This is a genomic window from Paenibacillus amylolyticus (genome assembly GCF_001570725.1).
Classification (GTDB): Bacteria; Bacillota; Bacilli; order Paenibacillales; family Paenibacillaceae; genus Paenibacillus; species Paenibacillus amylolyticus_A.
Genome location: NZ_BCNV01000001.1, coordinates 3,775,058 through 3,790,051, shown reverse-complemented (window position 1 = coordinate 3,790,051; position 14,994 = coordinate 3,775,058). Strand labels below are relative to the sequence as shown.

Below are 14,994 nucleotides of genomic sequence, written 5' to 3'. Positions count from 1 at the left end.
TATGTAAATAGCAAGGGAGGCGTATTCCGCCTCCTTTTTATGATGTTACTTTTGATCCGAGTAGGGATCTTGATTAAATCTTTGGGAGATTTTTTTCTCTGTTTTCTTACGCCGTATCCAGCGCTTGAGTATGCCTTCTTCTTTGCGTTCTTGCAGTGTTTCCTTCAAACCTTGAATCATGAATTCCGATCTTCGTCTGTCATCCCGACTAATCTCGCGTAATTCCTTAATAAATTTGTCGTCCATATCTGCCTCTCGCTTGTTCAGGATAATCCCATTATACCGAACGTACGTTCTTTTATCAAGTTTTACCAGACGATTGATTTTTGAGACCAAAATAGTGAAAAGAAGCACAGGAACAATGCACGGCATGTGTGAGAATGGTACTAGAGGGTTTGATAATAATTCGCCTATGAATGACTGTATGAGGTTGAGAAACGAGAGAAAGGAAGGAGCAATTCATGATGAAGCAGCGTATAGGCAGATCGTGGTTACTCATTTTGATGCATGGAATTCTAGGGCTTGGGGCGATTGTTGGAGGCGTCATTTTAATCATGGACCCATCCGGAAGTATGGTGAATTTGCCCGAATCCTTGTTGGAACGTTCTCCGTTTGCCAATTTTTTGTTCCCTGGGATCATCCTATTGCTGATTCTTGGCGTGATGCCTATAGTGATTGCTATCTCGCTCTTCCGCTACGTTCATTGTGGGCTGGGTGAGAGACTGAATCTTTATTCTGACCGCTACTGGGCTTGGACGTTTTCCTTGTACACGGGTTTTGCTCTCATCATCTGGATTATGGTGCAGGTGTACTGGATTCAGGATGTCTCCCTCATTCACTTGGTCTATTTTGCATGGGGAGTGGGTATTCAGGTTGCGACCTTATTACCTGACATACAGGGGAAATACTCGAAATAAATAGCGCTCTAATGATATAAAAGTAGCTGTCTTCAGGATCAAATACATGATCTTGGAGGCAGCTATTTACTATTGGCACTGAGATAATGCGTTTTTTAATAATACTGCCCACTTTTTTCTTGCAGTTAAAAGGACTCGGACAAATCATATTGACAAAAAAGGTTCATCCTCGCATACTTATGATATAAACTTTATAAAGTATATTTATTAACTACCGTAGAAGCGGCCAACTGCAAAATCATGATTCGCAGGAAACAGGGAGGTGAGCATGGATGGTCTACGTTATTATGGCAGTTATAATTTGGGTGGGTACCTATGCATGTATGGCCTTGTCAAAGCAGCCGATAGAAGTGAAACCTGTGAAGTCGATGGATGATTTGTTTGAGTAAACCAGAGTAGCTCTGACAATTTCGATTCTTGGCCCGCACGAAGGAACTCATAGGTTCGAGTAAGGTATTATGTTGTGCTATGATATGGTGTGAAATGACATGCATACCATTGCTTTGGCTCGATTGAACCAGAGTAGAAACGAGAGGGTTATGAAAAAAGCCAATGCTACAATGATGAAATACATCAATATGAATAATGTGCGTGAAGTTATGCAGCAGATCGAGACGGCGACCAAACCGCAATTAGCTTCACTAACCAATCTTAGTGTTGTTACCATTAATGCACTGATCCAGGAATTATGTGATGGCGGAGAGTTGTTCCAGGATAAAGTGGTTCCCTCTAACGGCGGTCGTCCTGCTCAGGCATATCGATATAATTATAATTTCAAGCTTGCTTTGGTTCTTTACATCAAAGAGATGAAAGGTCAGGAATTGATTTCGGCAACGGTCATGAATTTGGAGAATAAGGTTGTGTTGAAGGAAGAGAGCGTCTTGCCTGCTTTCGATAAACAACATGTGCTGCAACTTATATCGCGTTTCATTGCGGAGTATCCCTCCATTAATATGATCGGCATCGGTATTCCGGGGCAAGCCGTGGATGGGGACATCACGGTGAGCAGTCATGAAGAGCTTATTCATTCACATCTGATACGGGAGATCGAGAGTGAGTTCCAACTGAACGTTCTTGTGGAAAATGATGTTAATGCAGCGATTAGCGGATACTGTGCACAGCATGCTGATATGAAGGAACAGAGTGTAGCCGGCATTTATTTTCCGAACCGATATCCACCGGGTATGGGCATGATGTTGAATGGACAGATGATCCGCGGGAATAAAGGGATGTTTGGTGAGATTAAGTATCTTCCGTATTCACCTGATTGGAAAAGTGACATGAGCAACGATGATTTTGTAGTGCAGGTATGTCATATTCTGCAAACGATTAATGCTGTCGTTGCTCCGCACCAGATTGTCATTTATCAGGAGCGTGTGGAGAGAGAAGAGTTGGATTTGGCGTGGAAACAGTACGGGAAGCATCATCCCATGCCATCATTGCCGGAGATTGTACATCAGGACTCGTTTCAACATGATTTTGATGCTGGGTTACGAGGAATGGTGCTTCAGGCGTTGAAGTCAGGCATTCTATCAGAAGCCTTATAACCCACAGGCCATGTCTGTGGCTTTTATTTTATAAGCTAACTCTTGTAGAGGAGGATTTATGATGCGTGAAGAAGAGAGAATCATGCAGGGCAGGTTGTTTAGTCCAAGTGATCCGGAATTAAAGATCATCAAAAGGCGGGCCCATAATCTCAGTCAGCGTTACAGTCAGACTTTTGAAGAACAGACTGAGGAAAGAAATGAGATATTGCAACAGCTACTGGGGCAAATCGGTGAAGGTGGATTTATGCAAGGTCCCATCTTCTTTCATTATGGTGTGCATACCCGAATAGGCGATCACTTCTTTGGTAATTACAATCTGACGATACAAGACGACGCGCAAGTGACAATTGGGGACTATACCAGTTTTGGACCCAACGTTACGATTGTTACCCCCGTTCACCCCATGATTGCCAGCGAGCGGAGACAGATGGTGGACCAGAACGGTGATGTGAAGTCGCTATGTTATGCCAAACCGGTCACGATTGGTAACGATGTATGGATCTCGGCAAACGTCACAGTGTGCGGGGGCGTAACGATTGGAGACGGATGTGTCATCGGAGCAGGTAGTGTGGTAACGCGTGATATTCCACCGCATTCTTTTGCGGCAGGCGTACCGTGCCGCGTTATTCGCAAAATTACGGAAGCGGACAGCATGCGGAATTTCCCCGATGTTTTGGCAGATTGCCGTGTGCTTGAAGAATAAAAAAGGCTGTCATCAGGATCAAATACATGATCTTGATGGCAGCCTTTTGTTGTTATACGTTTACTTGGACGCGTTATAGTTGCTCAAGAATTCTTTTACTTTTGCAGGATCAGCTTTCAATTCATTCCCAGTCTGAACGAGCGGGCTTACTGTAGAGTATGCTTTGAGTTTGTTGTTCTTGTAGAAACTCAAAATCTCATCTTGATTAATGGAGTACAACACGGCTTTTCTCAGGTCACTGCTCTTGGCAACTTCACGATTGGCCGTGTTGAACAACAGATAAGAGACAGCGTTACTTGGAAGACTTTGCAATTTCAGCTTGCTGTCATTTTCGATGATATCATACTTGGTTTCAGGTACACCGTAGTATAAGTGAATTTCACTGCTGCGAAGAGCAGAGAGGGCGCTGTCTGCATCCGCGATGAACCGGACATTGACCTGAGCAATTTTTGGTGCATATTCAGTGCCTTTGCGATATCCCGGATTTTGCAAGAATACTGCTTCATAGTCATTTTTGTAAGACAAAATGTAAGGTCCGCTAGTATAAAGGGTGTTATTGTATGCTGCGCCTTCAGTCACCGTGTTCTGGTCACCGTAAGGAATATCTTTGTTCACGTCAAAGGAAGCTACATCATATGTGTTGATGCTCTCCACCTGTTTTTTGGACACGATACCCGCAGATTGGTGAGCCAGGTAGTTCAATACTTGTGGGAAAGGTTCAGTTGTTGTCAGTTTAACGACCTGATATTTACCTGCACTATTATCTGCTTTGGTTTTGTCAGTCACGAGTTCCGTAATTTTGCTGCCCAATCCTTGTTCCAATGCTTCGAGGATTGTGCCGTTGCCACTGGATTGTTTAATGGATTGCAATGCACTCAGATCCGTGACAACCTCAGCTTCTTTGATGTGTTCATGCAAACTGTACGTCCGGTGATCCGGAACGGAATCTTTGTTTTTAGCACGATCCAGGGAGAAGATCACATCATCTGCACCAACACGTTCTCCTGTATCTACAGCTTTTTTGTTATCAATCTTCGCAAAGTTGATATCGTCTCTGAGAATGAAGTAGTAGTCTGAATTTCCTTCAGCAATACTGAAATTATGGGACAGTGATCCTTCAGCTGTCAGCTGATCGTCATCTGTCAGGTTAACGAGACGTACATACATATTGGTGTTCAGCTGGTTAATGGAACCGTCGTTTCCTTTGATCGGATCAAGGGAAGTCAGTACGGATGCACTTTGCGTCAGAATCAATGGATCTTTGGCATTTTTGGAGCTGTCGTTGAACTCAATCGGTTCCCAAGCCATGGCGCGGGATTTGGAGAGACGAACGGTGTCGACATTCAGAATGTCTTTGTTCACTGCCTGACTTTTCAGGGAAATGTACAAAGGCGCGATGTACGCCTGATCCGTTACCAAACGATCTTCCAATTGTTTGTACGTGTCTTTGTATTCGTCAGGTGTTTGGGTAGCGGCCTGATCGATAAGTTTATCAATCTCCCCATCGGCGAGGATACTGTAATCGCCACCTGTTTTGAAAAGGGAACGCACCGCATAATCGGGATTTCCCGTTACTGTTGTCCAGCTGGACAAGGCAAGATCATAATTCCCTGCATCCTGCTGGGATTTGAAGCTGCCATAATCCGGTTGCAGGTTCAGCTTCACATTGAAGCCATTTTTAGTCAGCTGGTCGCGGACAATGTTTACATCATTTTCGGAAGAACTCATGGCGAGCAGTTCAATGTCTGCCGGTTTTTGCGCAGTTTCTGTTGTGTCCGCTGGTGCGGTCTCCGCCTGGGATTCGGTTTTCGTTTTTACACTGCAGCCGGAAATCACAATGACGAGAATTAATAGCAATGAGATGAGTGTACGTTTTTTCATGGGATTACCCTCCATATCTTGAATGTGTGATGTGTGAATTCTTTTTTCTTTATCATTCATTTCAACGAATCATTTAGGCCTTTTCCAGCTTGGGATCAAGCGCATCACGCAGACCGTCACCGAGAAAGTTAAACGAAAGAACCAGCAGAATAATAGCCAAGCCTGGATAAATCGCCAGATAAGAGTGGGTCTCCAGGTATGTACTGCCGAGCTTCAGAATGTTACCCCATTCCGGAATATGCGGCTCCACGCCGAGTCCTAGATAACTCAAACTGCTGGTAGCAATAACGGCTCCACCAATCGTGAGTGTGGACTTGATAATCATGGGCGCAAGGGAGTTGGGAATAATGTGTTTGAAAATAATCGTACGATTGTTGTACCCCAGTGCACGTGCAGCTTCCACGAATTCAAAAGTAGATACATAGAGTACACTGGCTCTCATGGTACGGGCATACGTTGGAATTGAACCCAGACTCAGCGCCAGAATGAGATTGACCGTATTGGCTCCGAACGCTGCAATAATTGCAATGGCGAGCAGAATACCTGGAATCGCATAGAGAATATCGAGCAGCCGCATGATGATGTTATCCGTATGTCTTCCGTAGAAGCCGGAGAATGCTCCGAGGACTCCACCGATCAACACAGGAATGATGGTCGACATGCAACCTACAATCAAGGAGATCCGGGCACCGAATACAATCCGGGAAAATAAACATCGTCCGAAGTCATCCGTTCCCAAGGGATACGCAAGGGAAGGCGGTTGAAGCAGAGCCGAGTAGTTATTTTCCACAGCCATGCTGTAGTCAAAGGTGAAGAAACTGCAGATCGATATCGAGAACAGAAAAATGATAAAAAACAAACCGGACATGGCAGTCATATTCGGAGCAAGGCGCTCCCACAGATCGTTCCAGAAGTTTGATTTTTGTTTCCCCTGTCTGCGAATGCGTCCAATAATGGAAATGCCGAGTAATAGTGCAAATACATTACCTGTGATCGAGGTCAGAATCAGTACTACACTGACACCGATCATCCAGCGAGGGAGGATAGAGGTCGCGTGATATCGGGATACGATAAGCAGTACGACCAGGTCGATCACCAGAATAAATATCAGCACCGCCATGGCTGGCAGAAAGTTGTCCGCCACATAAGGTTTGAAGATATTTAACGCCGATACACCGATCACGAACAGCTGGGTTAACAGCATGTACACCGCAAAGGTATACTCCACGTTCCTGGATTTTCGAATCAGATGAAAGGCTGCCGTTACGATAAATATATTGCCTGAAATGATAGCAAGTAGCTGAACCCAGGCTAACCTGCGAGTCAGAGCAGAGACCGTACCGTTACGGATCAAGTCTTTTCGAATCCGAAAGGTGATAACACTTTGGACCAGTGTGAAGAATAAGTAGATCCCAAGTATCGTTAGCAGAAATGGTTTGAACGTCTGCCCGCTCCAGTCGTAACTGTTGAACAGCAACAATGCAGTCAAGAGAAGGGACGTGACCCAGGCGAAGCTGGCCTGACTGTATTCGCGAGAAGACTTAAGCCGGAAACGCATTTCTTGTGTAAAGGAACCTGATTTTGTCATAGTACACCTGCTTTAATATTGTTTCATCTTGGAACGCACTCTTGGATCAATAAAAGCGTACAGCAGATCAACCGCTACATTAATAATGGAGATCGTAATCGCTGTGTAGATTACTCCGCCCATGATACTCGGAATATCGGGGATAAATTGCTTATCTACAATGTAACTACCGAGACCGCTGATATTAAACACTTTCTCCGTTACCGCTGCCCCACCCAGCATGGCTCCGAATTGAAGTCCAACCACAGTTACGATGGGAATCAATGCATTGCGTACAGCGTGTTTCAGCATGACCTGACGTTCGCTTAACCCCTTGGCACGGGCGGTCATGACATAATCCTCATGAATGACTTCCAGTGTAGAAGACCGAGTCATCCGAGCCACCGCAGCTGTGAGTCCCGTACCCAGAACAATGGTTGGCATAATAATCGACAGCCAGTTCTGCGGGTTGAATGTGGCGGGAAGCCACTGCATTTTGATCGAAAAGTTCAGAATGAAAATAAGTCCTTGCCAGAAATTCGGAATCGATAATCCAATCAGAGCAATAAACATGAAGGTGTAGTCGAACCACGAATTAGGCTTAATTGCAGAGATGATACCAATGGGTAATGCAATGACGAGTGCCAGTAGCAAGGAGATGACCGCCAGCGTCAATGTAATTGGAAACTTCCTTGCGATCGTTGCCGTGACATCTTCATTTCCTGCAAAAGACTTGCCAAGATCGAAGAAGGCAACTCCCTTGATATTGTTCCAAAGCTGTGTAAGATAAGGCTGATCCAAGCCATACACCTGATTGAATGCTGCAATCTGTTCCTGCGTCGCTGTCTCTCCGAGAATGTTAGCTGCCGGGTTAAACGGAGACAGATACAAAATCGTAAATACGAGTGTTGCTACGCCCAGAATGACGAATACCGTCATCAGTATTCTTTCAAATATGTACTTTAGATAAGGATTGCCATACAAAAACAGAATGCTATACATCAGACAGCCTGGAATAATGGATATCGCGAAAAACCATGGTTTGTCGATAAGGGTGTGGAACGTATCGGCCATTGTAAGTCGTTGATGTCCTTGTTCCTGAAGTATGCGGGACGTCCGCTCCTTCAACTCTGTCTGAACACTTTCTTCCAACCATTCCTCGGTCTGACGTGTGAATTCTCCCTCACTGACCTGCTGCTGGAAAAAACGATGTTTGCGACGCAGCTGTTCTTCGACTTCCAACTTAAGCTTGTTCCTGTAGGAAGAAGCGAGCAGTTCTTGCTCAGCCGCCTGCCTGGCAGCTACCCAGCCGTCATTTTTTCGATTCGAACGCCATATTAGAAACACGACCAAATTGATCGGTAATCCAAGAATGAACAGAACATATCGGTAGGAAGGATGAAGCAGCATTTTGCCATAAATAAAACTTATATTGTGTACCAACCGCGAGAGTCTGCTGCTTTCTGCAAGATTCAAACCAAGCATACCTCCTTTCATTCAGGTTTAAATTGCATTATTCCGATTGATATAGTATATATTATTTAGGGTCTAAACAATTGTCAAGGTAATAATTGTATACATATGTGTATGTGAAAAATGGATGAGAGCTGGTGATGGCATGGAACCTTTACTGAAAGTTAATGATCTATCTGTCTCGTTTCACTCTGGAGAGAGTGAGTTTCAGGCAGTGCGAGAAGTGAGTTTTGAAATACGAAAAGGCGAGACGTTGGGCATTGTAGGAGAATCGGGCAGCGGAAAAAGTGTAACAGCACGTTCTATAATGAGGCTGCTTGCATCGCCGCCCTCACAGATGAAAAAAGGAGAGATTCTATTTAAAGGAGTCGACCTGGCCAATAAAACGCAGAAAGAGATGGAGAGCATTCGTGGACGTGATATTGGCATGATCTTTCAGGATCCGATGAGTTCTCTTAATCCGACCATTAAAGTGGGTAAACAGATCTCCGAGAGTCTGATCAAACACCAGAAGGTGTCCAAAAGGGAAGCCAAGAAGCAGGCGATTGCCATGATGGAGCGGGTGGGGATAACTCGCAGCGAAATACGCTACAACCAATATCCGCACGAATTCTCCGGAGGCATGCGTCAGCGGGTCATGATCGGTATTGCACTCGCTTGTCGTCCTGAATTGCTCATTGCTGATGAGCCGACAACCGCACTTGACGTTACGATTCAGGCCCAGATTCTTAATTTGATGAAAGATATGCAGGACCAACTGGGCACATCGATTATCCTGATCACGCATGATTTGGGCGTAGTGGCAGGCATGTGCGATCGGGTTGTGGTTATGAAAGAAGGACAGATTGTGGAAACCGGGACAACAACAGAGATTTTTGCTAACCCCAAACACCCATATACGATCAGACTTCTGAATGCATTACCACGTCTGGACCAGAAGAAAAAGCCCAAACCGGTATCATTAGTCCCGAGAGATCTGGAAGACGATCAGCCGTTGCTTGAGGTGAAATCGCTCAGACAACATTTTAATCTGGGTAAAGGTAACACCTTAAAGGCCGTTAATGATATCAGTTTCCATATTCGTCAAGGAGAGACACTCGGCGTTGTAGGGGAATCCGGCAGCGGAAAATCAACCACGGGGCGTGCCATTCTGCGATTGCATGAGCCAACAGGTGGAGATGTGCTGTTTAAGGGAGTCCCGCTCAATCGCTTGTCCGCTTCGGAGATGAAGACAATGCGCAGACATATGCAGATTATTTTCCAGGACCCCTATGCATCTCTGAATCCCAAAATGAGAATTATGGATATCATTGGAGAAGCCCTTGATATTCATCAGCTTGCAGGTACTGCCGCTCAGCGGGAGAAGCGGGTGGAGGAATTGCTGGAGATGGTGGGTCTCGATCCCACCCATGCACAGCGTTATCCACATGAATTCTCAGGTGGACAGAGACAGCGGATCGGTATTGCGCGAGCTCTGGCTGTGGAACCTGAATTCATCGTATGTGATGAGCCGTTGTCTGCACTGGATGTGTCGATACAGGCACAGATCGTACAATTGCTTGAAGAGTTGCAGCAGCGACTCGGCTTGACGTATCTCTTCATTGCGCATGACTTGTCCATGGTGAAACATATCAGTGATCGCGTGGCTGTCATGTATAATGGGAAAATTGTGGAGCTTGCAGAGAGCGAAGAACTGTATTCCAACCCGCAACATGCCTACACCAAGGCATTGCTGTCTGCTATTCCTGTGCCTGATCCGGAGGTAGAAGCGAAGAAAAAGAGACATGTTGTCAAAGAAACCGCTAGAGAAAATGTTGAAGTAGAGGACCGTTATAATCTGGAACATTCCAGATGGGTAGAAGTCAAGGATGGACATTGGGTCGCAATATCTAGTTAGTAAATGCAACATATAGTCTTTTTCAAATACAAAAGAACCCCGACGATGATCTCCACAGATCGTTATCGGGGTTGAATTTTAAAGTGATTATTTGAATTGAACCGATTTTTTGATGTTATCAATCTCGGATTTGGTCTCATCATCCATGTAAGTGAAGATGAAATTGAAAGCATACCCTTCAATAATCGTGCTGTAGTAGTCCTGAGTAATCGTTGAACCGTCACCTGCATCCATCGTGATTTGCATCAGATCCATCTCTTTACCACCGATGGTTTCAGTCGTCATTTCTTTGTAATCGTAAGGGAACTGGCTATCTACCATGAATTTTTTGGTTGCTTCCAGGTAGTCTTTACCTGTACGAATACCCTGCAACAAGCTTACTTTCTCAGCAATAGCCATAGCGGAAGGGCCAACTTGACCTCCATCCAATGGGTACTGTGAAGCCATAAGCAGATTCAATGTTTTGGTCTGAGACAGTTCAATTTGTTTTTTCTTCGTTTCATCATCACCAGCAATCGCTTCGGATGAGGCACTTGTCAGTTCATTCATGCCTGCAGCATCCTGGAACTCCCAAGCTTCCGGGAACTTCAGAGATACGCCAAAGTAGTCATTGGTGTAAGAGCCTTTTTCCGTAGTCCCCAGCTCAACGTCTTGGGAATTATCGGTTTCCTTGGACTCTTCGCTTGCTGGTTCTGTGTTCTCTGTTTCTTCTGTATTCGCTGTATCAGAATCAGTTCCCGTCGTTGTTTCTGTCGGGGTAGGCTCTTCTGTTGCGGCTGTGTTATCTGCTTTGTCACCGCAAGCGGATGCAACCAGCATAATCATAATGAGCATGGCGAATAAAGAAGCTTTTTTTGGAATTGTCATATTACCCTCCTGAAATGTGTGTGTTTTCTCTCTCTACATCTTGCTTGTTCTCTAAATTGTAGCACAAACGTTCTCATTTAATACCTATAGGAATCTATAGGGGTCCTCTATAAATAAGACAATCGGCTGGCAATTGAAACAGCTTCTGTGCTGGATTGCACACCTAATTTGTTGAAAATCACTTTTTTGTGATGATTCACGGTACATTCCTTGATCTTCAATTTCAAAGCAATGGCTTTTACGGTCAGGCCTTCCGCAATCATCTCCAGAATGGTTAACTGACGCTCCGTGAACTCAACCGCTGATTTCTCAGAAAGTTCAGCAGCTTGTTGACTCTGGTAACTGTTCTGCATATAAGCAGGAATCAGCTTGGCAATGGCAATCAGTTCGCCCTGCATATCCGCGTTAATGGTGGACACATCCAAATAACCGAAATGCTGCGACCCCATGGTCAGAGGTGAGGCGTAGCAATGCCAACTTTGAAAATATGGACTTTCATGCTGCTCGGGTAGCAGACATACAGGTTCGTTGCTGTTCATCGTTACAGATATGGCGTTTACTCCACAGCTCTGTGCGGTGAAGATCATGCCTGGACGAATGGGAGAATGTTCGACTACAGCTTCAAGATCTGAACTGTAATCCATGGAAAGTAACACACCGTCCGTATCTGTGAGTAGAAAAAGATAGGTGCCTGTTAAATTTTCTTTGATATCCGATATGCTGTTCTGGAATGCATGAATCAGAAAATGATTGATTTTGCGTAGCCTGTCCAGACTGGATTTTGGTAAATAGTCGAACGGAGCCGTTCCTGCTGCATGCGAGCGAGTTGCGGACTCCTTGTGCCGTGAGGCAAATGTAATGGCAGGCATGTTGTTCCTCCTTGCTGCACAGTCGTTAAGCGAAAACGTAGTTCTTTTATTGCATCTGAGAGTGGTCTTAGCCAATCGTTTTAATGACGTGTCCTTCCTGGTCCTTAATCTCTGTTTTAACAATCTGAACGAGGAGACGATCCAAAGAAATAATCTCGAATGTCCCTTCAACCGGATGGAGATTCTGTGCCAACTCTTCAACAATCTGCTTGTTCACGGTTAGTGTAATTTGTCTATCTGATTCCAATAGAGCAGGCTGTTCTCCGGCTTTGAACAGAATATTTACATCCGGTCCGATCAACGACAGAGATTCACCTTTTGACATTCGGCTGCGAAGAATGTTACCAATTAAAACGGCTTGTTTGGCTCCAAGCTGGAGTTTGGCCGGAACCGTTTTTTGCAGCATTTTTTTGCGCGGGGACTCCCAGCTCAGTTGTTGTATGAATAAAAACGCAGTGCTTGACCCGTCCTGTTCGATTCCAAGTTGGACTGCCTGTATAACAGAAGGGATATCTGCATACGAATTTCTCATCAGATCCGTCACATATTTGGGCATGAAACTGGAGCAGGCAGACAGGAAGCCGCGAGCGTTCCAGGTTTGAATCATATCGAGTTCACGACCTGTAATGCCCACCATCTGAACAAATTGCACTGAACCATTAGGTGTTGATATCTCGGGCAGGTCAGGGTCCTCAATAAAAGCGAGCGCTGTCAGCAGGGTATCAGACGCCAAGCAGATGGGGCCATTGGCATCCATGTAATCGCCTGCGCGGAAGACATTTCCACTATTGAAGACGTATCGTCCCATATTTTGTAATAAATTTAGTGCCCAGGCTGGCGGTTCAGTCTCATTTTCGCTGCGGGTAAGTCGAAATGTGAGTTCAAAACCATACCCGCTTTTGGATGCATCCTGCATCTCTTTTTCATATAATTCAGAGAAACCATAGGTGACAAAATGCCAATGAGGCATGGGTGTGTTCGCCTTATACACGCTGATGCCGTCGAGCGGGTCCGGACCTCCAAGCATATAAGGAATGGATGTGCCATAATGATGTGGCTCCTGTTCTCCGTACAGTTCTCCGATCGCTTGATCAATCGCGTCCCAACCGGATGTGTTTTCTTCATGTGTCATTTCTAAATCCTCCTAGAATAGTCTTTCCCCCGAAAAAACATTTAAAATTAAGTCTACCTGTTCCAAGGGTGGTTTCAAGCGGCTTTAGGATGAATTGTAAGAGATAGGACTTTCGGGGTCACCAACTGCAAGGCGAGGAGTGAATTTACATGAGTATGAAAGGTATTTATCTGGCGGAGTTTGATTAGGAAAGGATAAAATCCCGGATTTGGAGGACCAAAGTCCTGCCAATGAACTCGACTAATCGTGAAGTTGATTTTGCAAAATAGATATGTTACGCTTACATTACAAGAGCAAACACAACAGAATATGCAATAACATCTTTTGATGGATTGTAACTGTGAAGACAGGCAAAACCTAAACTGATGGTGAAATGAAGGCCCCTTTTTTTGGTGCTATTTTACCTTGAGTTTAGGTTTTTCTTGTTTTCTGCTCTGAATTACAGTTTTTTACCTGGAAAAACCAAAATAAATTTCGAAAAGAGGTTGTTGTTCATGACCACGGCAAAAAAAGGATTCCCCGAAAACTTCCTATGGGGCGGCGCTACAGCTGCCAATCAATTGGAGGGTGCATTCGATAAGGACGGTAAAGGCCTCTCCACAGCGGATATGATCGCTCATGTTCCTAAAGAGAAGCGTACAGGCGGACATGCCATGGAAATTTCCTCTTCCCGAATTGAAGAGATCCTCTCCGGCAAAATCGAAGAACGTTTCCCGAAACGTTTTGGTATCGATTTCTACCATCACTTTAGAGAAGATATTGCATTGTTTGCTGAAATGGGCTTCAAAGTATTCCGTTTGTCCATTCACTGGGCACGTATTTTCCCGAACGGTTATGATCAAGAGCCGAATGAAGCAGGCTTGAAATTCTATGATGAAGTATTCGACGAATTGTTAAAATATGGCATCGAGCCGCTCGTTACATTGTCTCACTATGAGACACCGCTTGGCTTGACGCAAAAATACAACGGCTGGGCTGGCCGTGAAGTAATCCAGCACTATGTTCGATATGCAGAAACGGTGTTCAACCGTTATAAAAATAAAGTAAAATACTGGCTGACGTTTAATGAAATTAACGTCATGCTGTTCAGCCCGTACACTGGCGGCGGCATTCTGATCGATAAAGTGGACAACAAGCTGCAAACCACTTATCAAGCGCTGCATCACCAATTTGTAGCAAGTGCATTGGTAACGAAGCTTGCACACGAGATTATGCCTGGTTCCCAAGTAGGTTGTATGCTTGCTCGTATGGAAACTTATGCAGCAACTTGTAATCCGGTAGATGTTCGTCTGGCTCAACACGAGAATCAGATTAACCTCTTCTTCACGGACATGCATGCTCGTGGTAAATACCCGAACTACATGGCTCGTTATTTTGAAGAAAATAACATCGTGATCCAAAAAGAAGCAGGCGATGATGAGATCTTGCTGAACAATACCGTTGATTTCATCTCCTTCAGCTACTACATGTCCGTAACCAAATCTGCATCCGCAGACAAGGAAGAAACAGCAGGTAACCTGACTGGCGGCGTGAAAAACCCTTATCTGGAAGCGTCCGACTGGGGCTGGGAGATCGATCCGATCGGTCTGCGCGTAACCCTGAACAACTTCTGGGATCGTTACCAGAAACCATTGTTCATCGTAGAAAATGGTCTGGGTGCATATGACCGTGTTGAAGAAGACGGTTCGATCCATGACTCCTATCGTGTGGATTACCTGAAAAAACACATTGAACAAATGAAAGAAGCGATCAAAGACGGTGTGGATCTGATTGGATTCACAGCATGGGGCCCGATTGACCTAGTGAGCATGTCCACTTCCGAAATGTCCAAACGTTATGGTTTCATCTACGTGGATCTGGATGACGAAGGTAACGGAACACTCAAACGTTCCAAAAAAGATTCATTCGACTGGTACAAAAACGTAATCTCCAGCAATGGTGAGCAACTGTAGTTCTCTCGTTTCCAGGATTGTAACCGCATGTAAAGCGGGCAAAACCTAACGCGAAAGTTGGCATGGAAGGAATCTAATTTTCCTGATGGCCCTTTTAGTTGGAGATTGTCCGCTTTTTCCTGTCGACAAAGGATAGAGTAATGCATTTAGACAAAGAATGAAAATACCGTTATTAGAGAGGAATGATTG

At 44.8% G+C, this 14,994-nt stretch carries 12 protein-coding genes; 5 read left to right on the top strand and 7 right to left on the bottom strand.

Annotated elements, in window-relative coordinates:
* Nucleotides 1-45 precede the first annotated feature (45 nt).
* A complete protein-coding gene (locus PAHA3_RS16765) occupies nucleotides 46-246 on the bottom strand; it encodes a hypothetical protein (protein WP_062835717.1) in 201 nt (66 codons plus the stop codon).
* 218 nt (nucleotides 247-464) lie between these two features.
* Here PAHA3_RS16765 and PAHA3_RS16760 point away from each other — a divergent pair, with 218 nt between their 5' ends.
* The 3 genes from PAHA3_RS16760 to PAHA3_RS16750 all read left to right on the top strand — a co-directional run bounded on the left by PAHA3_RS16760 (nucleotide 465) and on the right by PAHA3_RS16750 (nucleotide 3,167).
* Nucleotides 465-917 carry a hypothetical protein gene (locus tag PAHA3_RS16760; protein ID WP_082762886.1) on the top strand — a complete coding sequence of 151 codons (453 nt, stop codon included), beginning with the start codon at nucleotides 465-467 and terminating at the stop codon, nucleotides 915-917.
* Between the two features lie 539 nt (nucleotides 918-1,456).
* Entirely contained in the window at nucleotides 1,457-2,464 is a 1,008-nt protein-coding gene (locus PAHA3_RS16755; RefSeq protein ID WP_062835715.1) for an ROK family protein, read from the top strand.
* A 61-nt stretch (nucleotides 2,465-2,525) separates the two neighbouring features.
* Nucleotides 2,526-3,167 carry a sugar O-acetyltransferase gene (locus PAHA3_RS16750; protein ID WP_062835714.1) on the top strand — a complete coding sequence of 214 codons (642 nt, stop codon included), beginning with the start codon at nucleotides 2,526-2,528 and terminating at the stop codon, nucleotides 3,165-3,167.
* A 60-nt stretch (nucleotides 3,168-3,227) separates the two neighbouring features.
* Here the strand turns inward: PAHA3_RS16750 and PAHA3_RS16745 are convergent, their stop codons facing one another.
* The 3 genes from PAHA3_RS16745 to PAHA3_RS16735 all read right to left on the bottom strand — a co-directional run bounded on the left by PAHA3_RS16745 (nucleotide 3,228) and on the right by PAHA3_RS16735 (nucleotide 8,091).
* Nucleotides 3,228-5,048, bottom strand: a complete 1,821-nt coding sequence (locus PAHA3_RS16745) for an ABC transporter substrate-binding protein (protein WP_062835713.1) — start codon at nucleotides 5,046-5,048, stop codon at nucleotides 3,228-3,230.
* Between the two features lie 73 nt (nucleotides 5,049-5,121).
* On the bottom strand, nucleotides 5,122-6,636 hold the full coding sequence (locus PAHA3_RS16740) for an ABC transporter permease (RefSeq protein ID WP_062835712.1): 1,515 nt from the start codon (nucleotides 6,634-6,636) through the stop codon (nucleotides 5,122-5,124).
* A 12-nt stretch (nucleotides 6,637-6,648) separates the two neighbouring features.
* Entirely contained in the window at nucleotides 6,649-8,091 is a 1,443-nt protein-coding gene (locus tag PAHA3_RS16735; RefSeq protein ID WP_153028225.1) for an ABC transporter permease, read from the bottom strand.
* 142 nt (nucleotides 8,092-8,233) lie between these two features.
* Here PAHA3_RS16735 and PAHA3_RS31155 point away from each other — a divergent pair, with 142 nt between their 5' ends.
* Nucleotides 8,234-9,985 (top strand): ABC transporter ATP-binding protein, encoded by a 1,752-nt coding sequence (locus PAHA3_RS31155; RefSeq protein ID WP_062836146.1) that lies wholly within the window; start codon nucleotides 8,234-8,236, stop codon nucleotides 9,983-9,985.
* A gap of 87 nt (nucleotides 9,986-10,072) precedes the next feature.
* On the opposite strand, the gene PAHA3_RS16725 is transcribed toward PAHA3_RS31155, so the two are convergent.
* From PAHA3_RS16725 to PAHA3_RS16715, 3 genes are all read right to left on the bottom strand, one after another.
* Nucleotides 10,073-10,852, bottom strand: a complete 780-nt coding sequence (locus PAHA3_RS16725; protein ID WP_062835710.1) for a hypothetical protein — start codon at nucleotides 10,850-10,852, stop codon at nucleotides 10,073-10,075.
* A gap of 107 nt (nucleotides 10,853-10,959) precedes the next feature.
* A complete protein-coding gene (locus PAHA3_RS16720; protein ID WP_062835709.1) occupies nucleotides 10,960-11,721 on the bottom strand; it encodes a LuxR C-terminal-related transcriptional regulator in 762 nt (253 codons plus the stop codon).
* A gap of 67 nt (nucleotides 11,722-11,788) precedes the next feature.
* On the bottom strand, nucleotides 11,789-12,853 hold the full coding sequence (locus PAHA3_RS16715) for a suppressor of fused domain protein (protein ID WP_062835708.1): 1,065 nt from the start codon (nucleotides 12,851-12,853) through the stop codon (nucleotides 11,789-11,791).
* Nucleotides 12,854-13,347: 494 nt separating this feature from the next.
* Here PAHA3_RS16715 and PAHA3_RS16710 point away from each other — a divergent pair, with 494 nt between their 5' ends.
* A complete protein-coding gene (locus PAHA3_RS16710) occupies nucleotides 13,348-14,805 on the top strand; it encodes a glycoside hydrolase family 1 protein (RefSeq protein ID WP_062835707.1) in 1,458 nt (485 codons plus the stop codon).
* Nucleotides 14,806-14,994: the final 189 nt, after the last annotated feature.